The organism is Acinetobacter sp. ACIN00229, from assembly GCF_016106645.1.
Taxonomy (GTDB): domain Bacteria; phylum Pseudomonadota; class Gammaproteobacteria; order Pseudomonadales; family Moraxellaceae; genus Acinetobacter; species Acinetobacter oleivorans.
In genome coordinates this window covers 70,689-86,127 of sequence record NZ_JADWOM010000001.1, presented here as the reverse complement: position 1 = coordinate 86,127, position 15,439 = coordinate 70,689, and the positions used below count along the sequence as shown (strand labels likewise).

General features: G+C 40.0%; 13 protein-coding genes. 4 read left to right on the top strand and 9 right to left on the bottom strand.

The genetic code is table 11. The features are described 5' to 3' along the window. The first annotated feature begins 309 nt into the window (after positions 1-309). On the top strand, positions 310-1,773 hold the full coding sequence (locus I7H67_RS00375) for an amino acid permease (RefSeq protein WP_004793843.1): 1,464 nt from the start codon (positions 310-312) through the stop codon (positions 1,771-1,773). 267 nt (positions 1,774-2,040) lie between these two features. Then, positions 2,041-2,379: a hypothetical protein gene (locus I7H67_RS00370; protein WP_227602505.1), complete on the top strand. Its 339-nt coding sequence runs from the start codon at positions 2,041-2,043 to the stop codon at positions 2,377-2,379. Positions 2,380-2,430: 51 nt separating this feature from the next. Here I7H67_RS00370 and I7H67_RS00365 read toward each other — a convergent pair whose 3' ends face one another. Beyond that, positions 2,431-3,891, bottom strand: coding sequence for a coniferyl aldehyde dehydrogenase (locus I7H67_RS00365; protein WP_198306784.1), 1,461 nt, complete (start codon positions 3,889-3,891; stop codon positions 2,431-2,433). A 130-nt stretch (positions 3,892-4,021) separates the two neighbouring features. Between I7H67_RS00365 and I7H67_RS00360 the strand changes: the two genes are divergently transcribed. Beyond that, a complete protein-coding gene (locus I7H67_RS00360; protein WP_198306783.1) occupies positions 4,022-5,092 on the top strand; it encodes an AraC family transcriptional regulator in 1,071 nt (356 codons plus the stop codon). 20 nt (positions 5,093-5,112) lie between these two features. Next, positions 5,113-5,553 carry a hypothetical protein gene (locus I7H67_RS00355; protein WP_198306782.1) on the top strand — a complete coding sequence of 147 codons (441 nt, stop codon included), beginning with the start codon at positions 5,113-5,115 and terminating at the stop codon, positions 5,551-5,553. A 34-nt stretch (positions 5,554-5,587) separates the two neighbouring features. Here the strand turns inward: I7H67_RS00355 and I7H67_RS00350 are convergent, their stop codons facing one another. The 8 genes from I7H67_RS00350 to I7H67_RS00315 form a co-directional block, all read right to left on the bottom strand. Continuing rightward, positions 5,588-6,493: a DMT family transporter gene (locus tag I7H67_RS00350; RefSeq protein WP_198306781.1), complete on the bottom strand. Its 906-nt coding sequence runs from the start codon at positions 6,491-6,493 to the stop codon at positions 5,588-5,590. 145 nt (positions 6,494-6,638) lie between these two features. After that, on the bottom strand, positions 6,639-8,390 hold the full coding sequence (locus I7H67_RS00345) for a tannase/feruloyl esterase family alpha/beta hydrolase (RefSeq protein WP_198306780.1): 1,752 nt from the start codon (positions 8,388-8,390) through the stop codon (positions 6,639-6,641). A gap of 32 nt (positions 8,391-8,422) precedes the next feature. After that, positions 8,423-8,812 (bottom strand): PaaI family thioesterase, encoded by a 390-nt coding sequence (locus I7H67_RS00340; protein WP_198306779.1) that lies wholly within the window; start codon positions 8,810-8,812, stop codon positions 8,423-8,425. Between the two features lie 40 nt (positions 8,813-8,852). Beyond that, a complete protein-coding gene (locus I7H67_RS00335) occupies positions 8,853-9,389 on the bottom strand; it encodes a DUF3237 domain-containing protein (RefSeq protein ID WP_151745192.1) in 537 nt (178 codons plus the stop codon). Positions 9,390-9,447: 58 nt separating this feature from the next. Then, a complete protein-coding gene (locus I7H67_RS00330; protein WP_198306778.1) occupies positions 9,448-10,698 on the bottom strand; it encodes an OprD family porin in 1,251 nt (416 codons plus the stop codon). An 81-nt stretch (positions 10,699-10,779) separates the two neighbouring features. Beyond that, a complete protein-coding gene (locus I7H67_RS00325) occupies positions 10,780-11,919 on the bottom strand; it encodes an acyl-CoA dehydrogenase family protein (protein WP_198306777.1) in 1,140 nt (379 codons plus the stop codon). Between the two features lie 75 nt (positions 11,920-11,994). Next, positions 11,995-13,881, bottom strand: a complete 1,887-nt coding sequence (locus tag I7H67_RS00320; RefSeq protein WP_198306776.1) for a feruloyl-CoA synthase — start codon at positions 13,879-13,881, stop codon at positions 11,995-11,997. An 82-nt stretch (positions 13,882-13,963) separates the two neighbouring features. Further along, entirely contained in the window at positions 13,964-15,415 is a 1,452-nt protein-coding gene (locus tag I7H67_RS00315; protein ID WP_198306775.1) for an aldehyde dehydrogenase, read from the bottom strand. Positions 15,416-15,439 lie beyond the last annotated feature (24 nt).

Here is a 15,439-nt window from a genome sequence, read left to right as displayed (position 1 = left end):
TCACTGAGCTGGGATTAATTAGCCTGATTTTCTATATAAAGAGTAAGTAAATAAAATATTTAATTAAATTATATATTTTAAATATTTATTGAAATTATATTGAGGAAAGCGGGCTAATATAATAATGAAGGAAAGGATTAATGATTAATTTTTATTGTTATAGGTAATAGCTTTTAAAAAGGAATTTATAAGGTTTTAAGTGGTTTAATAATATTTTCAACATGATTTAATGGACTAAATTAATAATCATATAATTTATTTATTATTAAAGCATTTACGACGGTTGCTATAAATTGGAGTAAATATTACATGAGTAAGAATAACGGAAAGCAGTTCCTGGAAGGAGATCTTCTTGGTAGTCAACATATGACTGAACAAGAAGAAGAGAAATTGCAGCGCTCATTAACCAATCGTCATATTCAGATGATCGCAATTGGTGGTGCAATTGGTACAGGATTATTTATGGGTTCCGGGAAAACATTAAGTGTTTCGGGTACTTCAATTGTTTTAACCTATTTAATTATTGGTTTCTTCTTTTTCTTCGTGATGCGGGCAATGGGTGAATTGTTGCTTGCGAATACCAATTTTAAAACATTCGCCGATTTTGCAACGGCTTATCTCGGCCCATGGGCGGGGTTTTTCCTTGGTTGGTCCTACTGGTGTAACTGGATTATTACTGCGATTGCTGATGTGATTGTGATCGGAGGGTACATGCAGTTTTGGTATCCCGATTTACCCGTTTGGATTCCTGCATTTACTTCATTGGCCGTCTTAACCATACTCAACTTTGTGGCTGTACGATTGTTCGGTGAACTAGAGTTTTGGTTCTCACTCATCAAAATTACTGCAATTATTCTGTTTATTTTGGCTGGTATTTATTTAATTAGTACTGGATTTACTTCTCCAAATGGGGTCAAGGCCTCAATGAGCCATTTGTTTGAAACACAATCTATGTTTCCTTATGGTGTAACAGGTTTTTTGGCTGGTTTCCAAATTGCCATATTTGCGTTTGTGGGTATTGAGCTGGTTGGTACAACTGCTGCTGAAACCAAAGACCCGCATACCTCACTTCCAAAAGCAATTAACTCTATTCCTTTACGTATTTTATTATTCTATGTGGGCGCATTGGTTTGTATTATTGCGGTCACATCTTGGGCTAAGGTTTCACCAGAAAAAAGCCCATTTGTGGAAATGTTTACTTTAGTTGGGTTACCAATCGCGGCAGGTTTAATCAACTTTGTTGTTGCGACTTCTGCGTTATCTTCGGCAAACAGTGGAATCTTTGCGACCAGCCGTATGTTATATGGCTTAGCTTTAGACAACGATGCACCTAAAAGCTTTAGTAAGTTATCTAAAAGAAAGGTTCCAATTAGAGGCCTCGTATTTTCAATGGCTTGTGTAACGCTTGGAACATCCATTTTGTTTATTGTTCCAAATGTTATGACGGCATTTACGATTATTTCAGCACTCACTTCAATTTTATGTATTTTTACATTCATGCTGATTGTGCTTTCATATATTTATTATCGTAAGAAAAGCCCAGAATTACATATCCAGTCAAAATATAAAATGCCAGGTGGTTTATTTATGGCATGGATGACGATGTTGTTTTTAGTCTTCACCATAGTAATTTTAGCTTTAGATCATGATACGTTAATTGCTTTAGAGTTTTCACCAGTATGGTTTATTGGTTTGTTTATTGCCTATAAATATAAAAAGAAAAAGATGTTGCAGCTTGATATTTTAAAAGCTCAAAAGGTTGATTATATTTAAGTCGAGTATAGTTGTTTTTATATTAAAGCTAGGTGAGTGCCTAGCTTTTTTTATTTTTAAAATAATAATTTATGATCAAGATAATTTGTTTATGGTTACAATATTTAGTAGAAAACTTACTCAGAAAATTTTTGTAATGTTTGAAATGTTTTTCAGGATTTTAAAAATAGTCATAAATATTAAAATGAATTAAATTGATTTTAAAACTAAAGATTACAAGGTAAAAGCAATAGTAAACCCATGATAGTTAAGTGTAATGATAGTGATTTGTACGATTTTACTATTGGGAAAAGATACATCTGTTTTGGGGTGCAATTTAATGAATATCGAAATGAAACAAAAGTATCTGTTCGCCGCGATTCAGATGGTACTCCTGTTATTGTAGAAATTTCTAAATTTGAAATAATTAATCCTAGTATACCTGAAGGTTGGGAAATTTCATTTTATAAACAGGAAGATACTATAACTACTACTATTGAACCTAAAGAATTTAGTGGAGCATTTTGGGATGACTATCATGATGGAAACCCTAAAATGGAAAAATTGTTTGAAGATACTTATTTAAAGATCTGTAAATTCCATAATTTTTCTATTACGTCTGATTGATTAATTAAAAGCCGATAAAAAAGCCTCATTACGAGGCTTTTTTTATACTCTTTATTTAATATTTGGATCGCCCTTTTTCAAGAAGAAGCGAATCGCTAACTTTTGCAGAAATGTTCCATAAGGAGGGTGGAAAAGCTGAGTCGGGAAAAACCGATGGCGTATAAATACAGTCTTTGCATGAGAAAGCTCACGGAAACCTTCTTCACCATGATATGACCCCATGCCTGAGTTACCGATACCACCAAAAGGAGCATCATGGTTGACTACATGCCAACCCCAATCATTAATGGTCACGCCACCCGAATGAGTTTCACGTAAAATACGATCACGTTCTACCGAGCTATGGGTAAAGAAATAAAGTGCTAAAGGTCGCTCGTCCGATTTCACATAGGTAATCGCATCATCTAAAGAATCATAAGCCACGACAGGTAAAATAGGGCCAAAGAGTTCTTCTTTCATAATGCGCATGTCTGGCGTGCAATTCAGCACAATCTGTACAGGCATTCTACGGCCTTGTTGATCAAAGCTATAAGTATCGCAAGGAATAACACGAGCACCTTTTTCTTGCGCATCGATCAAAATATCTTGAATGCGTTTTAAATGACGGTCATTTACAATCGATGTGTAATTTTCATTGTTCGTGATGTTTTGACCAAACATTTTTATAAAGCTGGATTTTGCTGCATCCACAAATTCATCAATACTTTCTTTTGGAACCAACGCATAGTCAGGTGCTACACAGATTTGACCACTATTAGTTGCTTTGCCATGGGTAATACGTTTTGCCGCATCGGCAAGCGGGTAGTTGCGGCTTACAATTGCAGGTGATTTACCGCCTAATTCGAGAGTAACTGGAGTTAGGTTTTCAGCAGCAGCTCGCATGACAACTTTGCCAATGGCAGGAGAGCCAGTAAATACAATATGGTTAAATGGTAAAGTGGTGAATCTAGCTGGGTCTGTAATTTCTTCACCAAACACGGCTACTTCATCTTCATTAAAGACTTCGGCGAGCATACGTCGTAGCATTGCATTGGTATTAGGTGTAATTTCAGACAATTTAATCATGACTCGGTTGCCCGCAGCTAATGCGGCAATGAGCGGACCAAGTGCTAAATAAACGGGGAAGTTCCAAGGAACAATTACACCAACCACGCCTTTAGGTTGGTATTGCACACTTAAACGATTTGATAAAAATAAAAGCTCGGTACGGCGTTTACTTGGGCGCATCCAGCGGCGTAAGTGATGAATTGCATGATCAGCCTCTAACACAGAGCCAAGTAAATCTAATAGTTTAGATTCATCCAGTGATCTTGAACTAAAGTCAGCATTAATCGCAGTAGCTAAAGCATCTTGATAACGAATAATTTGTTTTTTAAGTTGATGCAGTTTTGTTCGACGTGCCTCAAGACTTGGATATGGATCTGCCTCAAAATTAGCACGTTGTTTGGAAAAAATAAGTTCCATATGTTCGGTGGCAGAGCCGCTATATTCTTTTAAAGTGGAGCTTTCCATTTTTATTCCTTCCCATACTTTTGCTTATCATACTTTATGCTTGAAGCGTTGTATGGTCGATGTTAAATTGAGACAACAAGAGGTAGTTTAGTGCCATTATGCACGTCACTCTAGGAATGGTGTGAGTTAAATGGCTAATAATATTTATAAAAATACAAATCTTGTTATCGAAGGAAATTATGATAATACATCTTTTGGTTCGAATACATATTTGCTGGGGTTGACCAGTTTATTTGATGAAATAGGCCTGCAAGGCCATTCAATGTCAGATGTTCTATCTGGTACAAATATTTCACCAGATGCGATGAATCAACCCTCTTTATATATTTCTCAACTTCAAAAAATCCAGTTATTTCAAAATATTCAACGTTTATCTCATGATCCGTTAATTGGATTACGTGCAGGACAAAAGCAGCGGCTGTCAGATTTTGGGGTGTATAGTTATGCACTCTATTCTTCGCGTAATTTTAGACAAGCGGTAGAGCTTGGCATTCGACACATTAAGCTTGCAGGGCCTATTTTAAAGAAGTCATTCTATGTGCGAGATGATGTTGCCATTTTTGAAGGTCAGGACATTATTGCACTAGGTAAGCTTCTGCCTTTGGTGTGCGAGTTTTGGTTTAGCTCCATGCAAACCTTAATTGAACGTGTGCTTGAAGGACCATTTCAAGCGAAGAAGCTTTTATTACCCTATCCAGCGCCTGACTATGCAGAAGAATATGAAAAAGTTTTTCATTGTCCTGTTCAGTTTAATGCTGGGGTGATGCAATGGCATTTTGATTTAAAGTGGCTCGATGTACCTTGCCCAAATGCCAACCCGATTACTGCGGACATGTGTAAGTCCTTCTGTGAGCGAATGCTAGGTACTGCTGAACTTGAAGAGCCTGAGTTTGTGAAAACAATCCGTTTAATATTATTGGATGGAACAGGGCTTTTTCCATCAGCTCAAGAAATGGCTGAACGGTTACATATGTCAAAGCGAACCTTACATCGGCGCTTGGCAGGTTTTGATTTAACTTATCAAGAACTATTAGATGAGACTCGACGCCGACTTGCCGATGAATATTTGCGAGAGACGACTTTAACTGTAGATGAAATTGCCGAAAGAATTGGCTTTTCAGATACTTCTAATTTTAGAAAAGCCTATCGTCACTGGACAGGTATTTCACCAAATGAGTATCGTGAGAAATTAGTTTTATAAATAGTGATGGGTTGAATTGTATGGATAAAAAAGATGGTGATTTAAGTTTTGAAAGTTTTAAAAATATAAATAAGCCAAACTTCTTTGGTGGCATTGAATATATTTACTCAATTTTTAAAATTAAAGAACTACCCGTAGATTTACTTTTTAAGATTCTAAACTTGATTTTTCCTGATTTCCTTATAAATGAAAATCATATTTTTTTAGCGAGTGAGTTTGATCAAGACAAATTTGATAATTTGCAAAAGGTAGAAGAGACAAACAAAGCTCAGTTTTGGATGAATCTCATAGAATTGACGAGCCTACATGACGAGATGACAGCGGAGCAGGCTTTATTAATCGCGCAAAAAATCGTTGATTCTTGGAATGCAAAAATTAAATATGAGGGGTTAAATGCACACGGCAGAGCTAGAGTTTTTGAAGAAATTGAATATGGTGAGATTTTTATAACAATCGATTAGTTTTCAATTGTTATAAAACTAATATTAGAAGGAGTTATATCTGGATCTTAAATCGAGAAAGTAACTTTTTCTGCAAAAATGGATTACAGAGCAAAATGGCAAATAAAATAATAAATATACCGATAATGCTAAACAGATCCGGTAATTCATGCCAAAAAACAAATCCCCAAATTCCTGCAAAAATAATAGCAATGTAATTCATGGGGCCAATTTGGCCTGCTGGCGCTAAGCTATAAGCATAAGACATAAACAGTTGGCTAATGTTTGCTAAAAGTCCTGCGGCAATGAGTAGGCTTAATTCGTGCCAAGTAAAAATGCGCCAATGCCAGAACATTGGAATAGAGGAAATCAAACTACCAAAAATACAGAAGTAAAAAACAATACGTTCAGGCGGCTCTGTACTGGTTAAAGCTCTTACGGTGACAAAAGCCATTGCTGATAAAAAGCATGCACCCAAGCCAATAAAAGATAGTGCATTAAATAAACCTTGGTCGGGTTTAGCGACAAATAAAACCCCAACAAGCCCAATAACAGCAGCAAAAATCATTGATTTGGTAATTTTTTCTTTTAAGAAAAGCCATGCAATAAGTGGAATAAAGATAGGAGATGAATAACTAAAAACCATGGCATTTGAGAGTTTTAAGTTCGCTATGGCATAGAAAAAACCATACATTGCAGCAAGTCCCACTAGACTTCGCCACGTGTGCATCCAGAGTTTATCGGTTTTAATAAAGTCTAAACCCTGTTTAAACAGCATCGGAATAAAAATAAATAAACCTACTGCATTTCTAAAAAACACGACAGTCGCATTGTCTACCGTTTGTGAAGCAAAACGAATGCACACCCCCATAATCGAAAATAATAATGCTGATGTCATAAGACAAAGCAGTGCTTTTCCAAGTTGTGTAGAGGGGAGATTTGGAGCAGTCTGATTTTGCATAGAGAAATGAGTTTTTGGCTTTCGATGTTATCTTAACAGTGATGCTAGGTTTGAATGAAATATCATTTGATAATGATTCAATAGTGATATTTATTAAAATAAAAAAAGAGAGCCTGGGTCAGCTCTCTTTTTATCTTATTGGATGTTATTTACAGCTAAAGTTTTCAGCTTTTTCACTATCGCCTTGACCATTGTAACGGGCAATCAGTGGGTAAGGGCAAAGTGGGCGGGTACGGTCTGGTGCCCAATCTTGCGGAAGTTCAGTATTCACTTGACCACTTGGGTTACCTGTGCCGCGTGCGGTCGCAATGATTTTGTCAGGTGCTTGGCCATATTCGACCCAGTTAACTAAAGCAGTCAATGCGTCAAATTGGTCGGTCGCAATCCCATCGCGGGTATGGTTCATGCCCGGAACTCTAAAGAAACTCGCAAATTCAGGTGCTGTACCTTTTGCATCATTTTTATAGTGCTGGAGTAGTTGATCGTACCAATCTTGGGTGTCATCTACAGAGAAAACGCCGTCTGCTGTGCCTTGTACCACAATTATTTTTCCACCGTGATTGCGGAGTTTATCTAGATTAAGTTCATCAGGTGGCATCATGAAAGACATCGAACTTTCAGTATAAACATCATTGGTTGCCGAGAGTTTTGGATAGTCGGTGTCGAAGTTAAAATTAAAGGCAAATTGTCTAGAGTTTTGAGTCACGGTTGGGTCTGGTGGAACCTGAAAAAGAATGCCGACTGCAACTGGGTCACGTGCTGTTCCCACCGAAGATTCAAATTTCCAGCTTGCCCAGTTGCTTCCCACTAAACCAGGGTCAAAAGGTTGAGTTGCATAGAGCGCTTGTCCAGCCGAATTTATAGGACCACGGTAAATGTTGGCTAACACATCAATTTGTTCGGTACTTAAACAAGTACCATCTCTTGTGCTTGAGCAAACGGGTACATCTTTGTGAATATCAAAAGCTGTACGGCAAGATTCGACGTCTTGAACCAAGCCATCTGCAACACCGTCTAAGGCATCGCATCGATCTAAAATCGCTTTTGCTAAAACTTTACGCTCTGGAAGAGTAAGAGCGGTACTTAAGTCATTTTCATCTGTTGCGACACGACGAAGCTGCTGCGCTGTGTAGAGTTGAGCTGCGGCTGCACGAGGTAGGTGAAAACCTGGTGTGCTTGCCAAAATTCCATCATATTGGTCGCCCAAACGGGTTGCGGCAATCATGGCATGACGCCCACCATTAGATGTACCGCCTGCATAGGAGCGGTCTGGCAATTTACCATATGCGGCTTTAATTAGATTTTTTGCCATAGGCGTGAGTTTGGTAATTGCACCATAGCCATAGTTGATTCTGGCTTGAGGGTCTAAACCAAACATTGGATTTTGTGAAGCATTATGTCCAGCATCGGAGGAAATAACCGCAAAACCATCATGTAGAGCATTGGTGAGTGGTCCACCGCTACCAACCTGACCTGTTGCAGGGACTAAATTACCATCGGTTCCACCATTGCCTTGATAGAGAAAACGGCCATTCCAGTCTATTGGTAAGCGCATTTCAAAACCAATTTGATAGGTTTGTCCATCGACAGGGCTTATACGTTGATCCATATAGCCTTTGACCAAACAATGAGCGCCAATCGGTTTATTGGCGACAGTCAATGTGCCTGCTTCTTGAAGGGTAGCTGAGCTAATGACCGTATTGTTGTATTGAAATCCAAGTAAGTCCGTACAGCTTCCTGTCATTTTTACGCCCACAGCAGGAGACAGCTGCGGTGGTTTGGTTGTTGAGGGAGTTGTTGTGTCATCATTATCACTTCCACAGCCTGTCAAAGCACCAAGCATGGCAAGTACTAAAGCGGAGTGGGTCAAAATTCGTTTATTTTTGGTGTAATTCATTTATTCATATCCTTATTGAATGAATGGTTTAATTAATCTAAAACCAGAAAATTAGCTGTGCTTCGTGCAATCATTTTGTTGTTTTGCCAAGCTTCACTTTCGAGATTCAGTACAGTTTTGCCTTGTTTAATGAATCGGCATTTCGTAATGACTTCTCCCACAACACAGGGCCTCAAAAAATCCATCGTTAAGTTGATAGTGGTAGCGGGTTTATGGTCATTGGCGAGAAAGGCAAAAAGTCCCATCACATCGTCAAGCATGGCGCAGATCATGCCGCCTTCAACGGTGCCGCGTGGATTGGTAAAGCTTTCTAGTGCTGTGTAGTGGATGGTGAGTTCAGTGTTCTTGTCATTCCAATGGATATTATGTCCACCCAAATGGTGATGAATGGGGGGGAAGTGTTCTAAAATTTTTTGATCCATAGTTAAGGGTCCATCCTTTTTGTTGGTGTTATAAAAATTATTATTTCAGGGTATAGGCATCATAAATAACCGCTTTGCCCAAACGCATTGCACTACCTACTGCAACGGTCTGGTTCAGCCATGAGTATTTAGGTGAGCTGGTTTCAAACTGCATGGTAATTTTGAAATAGTAATTTTTCGGGTCAACATCTTTGCCTTGAGCAAGCTGTTTTAGTGTTTCGGCTGAGCCATGTCGGTAACCTTTGGTTTGAAGATAAATAAGTGCACCGTCATCGGTTTCTAACAAGTATCGCGTATCAATAATTGCTAGTCCTTTACTGTCAACGATTTGCCAATCTGCGCCATTATTTAAAATACGGCCTTTAAGTGTTTTGCCTTCGAATGACCCTCCTGTAATAGGAATAATTCGGCGTTTACCAGCATCACTGGTTGTGCCTAACTCCCAAATAGGGGCATTTAAATCAACACTAAATTTTGCTAAAGGTTCAAGCTGAATGGGTGGTGGGCTATATTGAGTTTCAGCGTGAGTCAGGGCAATCAGACTCATTGTGCAGAGTAGCGTTACAACTTTCTTCATGATGAATTTCTCGAAATTAAAAAGAGGTTCTATATGTGACAGAACCTCTTGTTTTGAATTATTTAAATTTCCATGTGTAGTCGATGTTGATACGGGTTTCGTTTACTGGTTTGATATTTGCTGTAGAAAGCATGTTATTGTCATAAATGGCATATCGTGCGCGTAACCCTAGATTTTTTAACCAGCCACTTTGAACGGTGTAGCCTAAATCGAAGTCTGTTTCTCGCTCTTTCAAATTAGTTCCGCCTAAGTTAGGTGTATAAATATTGTGACCTGTGGTGTAACGAGTCATAAAACGTAAACCCGGTACATAATCTTTAAAGTCATATTCATAACGGAAGCTATAGGCTTTTTCTTTTGGGTTTAAAAACTCACCTGGCCATGTGTCAATGAGAAGCCCAGTTTCACCTCCTGTTAAATACGGAAAGGCGGTGTCGCCGTGATGCTGAAAAGTTCCGAAAATAAATTTATGGTTTTGATGTTTGAGTTCGAAATGCGCATGATAAAGGTCATTATCGACTAAGCCTGCTTTTGCTTGTCCATCATCTCGGCTGCGGTAGTAACGTAATTGAGAGCTAAAGTTAGTGGTGTCATTAATTTTATGTTGGTGTAAGGCACCCACCATGGTTTGGTTATAAAGATCATCGACATCCATATAAAAAGCGGTGAGCTTGAGTGCGGGATTAAACTGATAGTTTCCACCTAAATAATAGAGTCCATCCGTTTCAGCACTTTTAAAGCGTCCATTTACGCCTGAAATTTTAATTTTTTCATAGTTGGTCGAATCACGATGATTCACTTTATCGAGGTAGGCTGCCTGTAAATCAAAATCTTTAATATCTTTACTGGTCAGCGAAATGCCTCGATAGGTTTGAGGAAGCAAACGAGCAGGTGACGCTACTAAAACAGGGTTCATCGGCATTAGCGTACCAATGCGTAGCTCGGTCTGGCTCATTTTCGCTTTTGCTGTGACCCCAATTTCGCCATAAGAGTCAGCAGGTTCATTGGTGCGCGTATCTCTAGGTAAGTTACCTGTACCTCCATGCTCTGCATCGGCATCAAGTTTAAAACCCGCCGTTGCAAGCACATCCAGCCCAAAACCGACAGTTCCTTCGGTATAACCTGAATTGGCTTTAAGAATAAAACCTTGTGTCCAGTCTTTGGCTGCAGGGTAAGCAGATTGCTCTTGGTAGTCGCGGTCAAAATAGAAATTTCGCGTGGTGAGTTCTATTGAACTGTTGTCAATAAAATTGCCAGCCCACACTGAACCAGAGAGCATGAGGGTAGAGTACATCCATAATTTCGACATAGCATTTCTTCCTGAAATAACATTTTTTTGTTTTAAACAAGGCATAGTTGTTGTGTCTGCCTTGTCTGGTTTTAAATCGAATTATTTTCCGAGCAGTTCTCGGGCTACGATTTCTTTCATAATTTCATTGGTTCCCCCATAAATTTTTTGTACCCGTGCATCCACAAAAAAGCGTGAAATCGGGTATTCCTGCATGTAACCGTAGCCGCCAAAAAGTTGAAGTAACTGATCAATCACTTCACATTGAACATCGGTGATAAAGCATTTCAGTGCGGCAACTTGAGTGACGCTTAACTGGTGTTGTTGATACAGCGCTGCACATTGGTCTACAAAAGCTTGGGCGGCTTTCGCTTTGATTTTTGCATTCGCGAGCACAAAGCGTGTGTTTTGCATTTGACTTAATGGTTGTCCGAAAGCTTTACGCTCTAGTACATAGTCTTTGGTAATTTCAATGGCGCCTAAAATTGACCCCAAAGCCATCATAGAAATGCTCAAACGTTCGCGAGGTAACTCTTGCATTAAATACGCAAAACCTTGTCCTTCTTCACCCAAACGTTGTGTGACAGGTACACAAACATCATCAAAAAACAGTTCAGCTGTATCTTGGGCATGGAGTCCGATTTTTTGTAATGAACGGCCTTTTTTAACGCCATCTAAAGCAGCATCGACTAATAAAATGGAAATGCCTTTTGCTTTGGCTTGCGGATCGGTTTTCGCCACCAGAACAATCAGGTTGGCATGCAAACCATTTGAAATAAACGTTTTTGAACCATTCACACGGTAGTGGTCATTTTCTAAAATGGCTTGAGTGCGTATAGCCTGTAAGTCTGAACCTGCATTCGCTTCGGTCATGGCAATTGCAGTGACGACTTCGCCTGTCACCATTTTCGGTAGCCAATAACGTTTTTGCTCTTCAGTTCCAATATTTTGCAGATAAGGAGAGACCAACTCATTTTGCCCGCCAATGGCAACCGCCAAAGACGCAAAGCCAGCTTGAGCCGTTTCTTGAACCAGCATCAGTGAGTAGTGCACAGGAGCGCCGTAACCGCCATATTCCTCGGGTACATCGACGCACAAAAAGCCATTTTCCCCAAGACGAAGCCATAGATCACGTGGGATAAGACCATCGTGTTCCCACTGTTCGTAATACGGAGCAACCTGTTCTTTTAAGAATCTGCGATAGCTGTCCCGAAATAGTTCAAATTCTGTATCGTGTGGCATGTTGAACCTTTTTTTAGGCAAAAGTGAGGCTATAGCCCAAACCGAAGTTTGAGCTTCCTTTTCTATTTCAATTGCTTATTGCTTTAAGGTAGGCACCCGAATAATCAGCGGGTTATCATTCTGCTTTTGATAAAGCTCATCAATTAAAGCTGCACGACGCTTGGTAATATTGCTTTGATTGAGGTTGCCTTTATCGGTGACTTCGCCTGCATCGAGTTGAGGTGGCTCGGTCATTAAATAAAGCATTGAGACTGTATTTGAGCTACCAGTCGCATCTTTATTAAAAGTGGTTAAAAATTGGCGGAACCATTGCTGGACTTTAGGATGCTGTAGTATCTCTGCTGGAGAATGTTCGCCCAGCTTAAGGCCAGCTTGTTGAGCACAAGCATCTAGTTTTGGAAAAATCAAAAAGCCAACCGCATTCAGGTTTGAACCTGTAATACAAACATCTTGAACCAGTAAATTACCTTGAATGAGTACTTTGTTGCGTAGTGTGCCCACATTCACAAAAGTGCCTGTATTGAGTTTAAAGTCTTCAGCAATTCGTCCGTCGTACATCAGGCCTTTAGTTGGATCATTCACATCGACCAAACGAACAGCATCGCCAGTGTGGAAAAAGCCTTCATCATCAAAAATAGTACTTTGCTGGTCCGCTTTTAAGCGCCAATAGCCTTTCATGACATGTTTGCCACGAACACAAAACTCAAGTTTGTCACCACATGGAACCAGCTTAATTTCACACCCCGGAGCAGGGTAACCAATAAAGCCAGCCATCACCCGTGGACCAGTGGTAAAAGCACAAGAGGGAGCAGTTTCGGTCATGCCCAATCCGCTCATAATACGAATTTTCTCTCCGCAATGCTGCTGAGCAATTTTGTCGAGCCTGTTCCAGCCCGCTTCTGAAAGCGCTGCACCTGCAAAGAATAGAATTTTAACTTTGGCAAAAAAGCGGTCTCTTAATTCTTCATCTTTTTCTAACGCTTCGGTGAGTTCTTCCCAGCCTTTTGGCACATTTAAATAAACTGTTGGAGAAATTTCTTTGAGATTACGAATGGTTTCATCAAATTTTCCTGCAACGGGTTTGCCGTCATCAATGTAAATGGTACCGCCGTTATAGAGTGCAATGCCGACATTGTGACTGCCGCCAAAGGTGTGGTGCCAAGACAGCCAGTCGAGTAGGACAGGCGGCGTTTCTTCAAACTCAGGGAAAGTCTGCAACAACATTTGCTGATTAACACACAGCATTAAATGCGTGGTCGGTACAGCTTTAGGTAATTTGGTTGAACCTGACGTAAATAGGAATTTGGCAATTTGGTTTTCATCAAGGGTTTGGTAAAACTCTTGAACATTTGAAACAGGCGTATCTAAAAGCGATTGAAAAGATGTGCAGATCTGATCGCCCACAATCCCTTTATTGGTCACCACTTCAATGTCAGGTGTAATACATGCCTGAATCGCTTTGGCAAAAGCTTGTCCATCGCTGGCATAAACCATACCAGGTGTAAGCACTTCAAACACATGTTTAAGTTTGCCAAAGTCTTGAGAAATCAGAGAGTAGGCTGGTGAAATTGCTGAAAAAGGCACACCTGCCAGCATGGCACCCATAGAGAGTGTTAAATGTTCGAGATCATTACCACTTAAAATAACCAGAGGTCTTTCTTGGTTTAACTTACGTTCATGTAATGCCTGAGCAATGTGCCATGCACGTTGTAAAACTTCTGCATAACTCAGTTTGACCCATTCACCTTGAGCATTGCGTTTTGCTGCAAAAATATGGTCTGGTTTGGTTTGTGCAAAATGAATTAACCGATCTGTAAGTTTTTGTGGATACGGTTTTAATTGCTCTTTTGGGCTGATATAGAGCATGTCATCTTTATGGTGATAATGAATATCATGTTGCCCTAATTTTACGAACCGTTCGCGGTCTTGTGATTGAGTGGCATTCATTTGCATTTCTTTCACTCCATGGAAAGCGCATCACTGCGCTTTATTTTTTTGCATCATGCAATTTTTATTTAATATGTTGTTGTCTGCATTACCCTGACTAAATCGGGTAATGACGTGATTGGGTTTGAATGGTAATCCAGCGTAAGTCGGTAAATTCGGCAACAGAGACTTTACTACCAAAACGTCCGTAACCACTCGATTTGGTTCCGCCAAATGGCATTTGAGCTTCGTCATGTACGGTTGCGCCGTTAATGTGACAAATACCCGAGTCAATCTGTTGAGCGACTTCTAATGCCTGTGAAATATTTTGGCTAAACACTGCTGAAGAAAGACCGAACTCGCTGTCATTTGCCAGTGCTATGCCTTCTTCAATGCTTGAAAAACGTTGAACTGTGCATACAGGCCCAAATGATTCTTCGCGGTAAAGCAGCATGTCAGGTTTAATATTGAGCACCAGCGTCGGTTGCATGGTGGTGTCTTCAATATGAATACCTAAAGGTAAGTCAGCACCTTTGTTTTGAGCATCTTCCAACAAATGCTGAATACGGTTTGCAGCGCGGCGACTTTCTAAAACACCGAGTACATTGTCTTTTGAGGTTGGATTACCTGCTCGAATAGAGCGAGTTTTTTCAATCAGTTTTTCAATAAATTGGTCGGCAATTTTGTCTTGAACCAAAACACGTTCGGTCGACATACAAATTTGCCCCTGATTAAAGAATGCTCCAAAAGCGACTGCATTTACGGCTTCATTAATATCAGCTTCATTTAAAACCACGACAGGCGCCTTACCACCTAATTCAAGTAAAACAGGTTTTAAATATTTGGCAGCAGTCTCGGCAATAATTTTTCCGACTTTGGTTGAACCCGTAAAATTAATACGCTTCACGGCTGGATGAGAGACTAAACGCTCCACGATTTGTGGTGCATCTTCAGCGGCATGCGTAATTACATTCACCACACCTTCGCCAAGCCCCGCTTCATGTAACACTTCACCAATTAAACGATGTGTTGCTGGGCAGGCTTCCGATGCTTTTAATACAACGGTGTTGCCACAAGCCAAAGGCATAGCAAGCGCACGTGTTGCCAAAATGACAGGGGCGTTCCAAGGTGCAATTCCTACAATCACACCACAAGGAACCCGCACACCCATTGCAAGATTGCCCGGCACATCTGACGGAATCAGACTTCCGTCAATTTGTGTGGTCATGGCTGCGGCCTCACGTAACATGTTGGCAGCAAGATGAACGTTAAACCCATACCATGTTGCAGTTGAACCTGTTTCTTGCATTCCAGTTTCAATGAATTGCTCGGTTTTTTGGTCCATTAGATCAGCTGCTTTTAACAAACGTAAGCGACGTTCGGTAGGCGAGAGTTTCGACCATACTTTGAAAGCTTGTTGTGCCGAGTCTATTGCACGATCAACATCTTCCAATGTTGCAGCAGCGGCTTTAGTTGCCACTGATCCATCAATAGGGCTAATACGCTCAAAAGTTGCCTGATTTGATGCATCAACAGATTGACCGTGAATAAGTAACTGTACATTTTGCATGGGTTGTGTCCTTACATTGCCATT

What these genes read in the sequence shown, in the direction of transcription:
- I7H67_RS00375 (WP_004793843.1), top strand. Translation starts at nt 310, where the DNA reads ATGAGTAAGAATAACGGAAAGCAGTTCCTGGAAGGAGATCTTCTTGGT.
- I7H67_RS00365 (WP_198306784.1), bottom strand. Translation starts at nt 3,891, where the DNA reads ATGGAAAGCTCCACTTTAAAAGAATATAGCGGCTCTGCCACCGAACAT.
- I7H67_RS00360 (WP_198306783.1), top strand. Translation starts at nt 4,022, where the DNA reads ATGGCTAATAATATTTATAAAAATACAAATCTTGTTATCGAAGGAAAT.
- I7H67_RS00355 (WP_198306782.1), top strand. Translation starts at nt 5,113, where the DNA reads ATGGATAAAAAAGATGGTGATTTAAGTTTTGAAAGTTTTAAAAATATA.
- I7H67_RS00350 (WP_198306781.1), bottom strand. Translation starts at nt 6,493, where the DNA reads ATGCAAAATCAGACTGCTCCAAATCTCCCCTCTACACAACTTGGAAAA.
- I7H67_RS00345 (WP_198306780.1), bottom strand. Translation starts at nt 8,390, where the DNA reads ATGAATTACACCAAAAATAAACGAATTTTGACCCACTCCGCTTTAGTA.
- I7H67_RS00340 (WP_198306779.1), bottom strand. Translation starts at nt 8,812, where the DNA reads ATGGATCAAAAAATTTTAGAACACTTCCCCCCCATTCATCACCATTTG.
- I7H67_RS00335 (WP_151745192.1), bottom strand. Translation starts at nt 9,389, where the DNA reads ATGAAGAAAGTTGTAACGCTACTCTGCACAATGAGTCTGATTGCCCTG.
- I7H67_RS00330 (WP_198306778.1), bottom strand. Translation starts at nt 10,698, where the DNA reads ATGTCGAAATTATGGATGTACTCTACCCTCATGCTCTCTGGTTCAGTG.
- I7H67_RS00325 (WP_198306777.1), bottom strand. Translation starts at nt 11,919, where the DNA reads ATGCCACACGATACAGAATTTGAACTATTTCGGGACAGCTATCGCAGA.
- I7H67_RS00315 (WP_198306775.1), bottom strand. Translation starts at nt 15,415, where the DNA reads ATGCAAAATGTACAGTTACTTATTCACGGTCAATCTGTTGATGCATCA.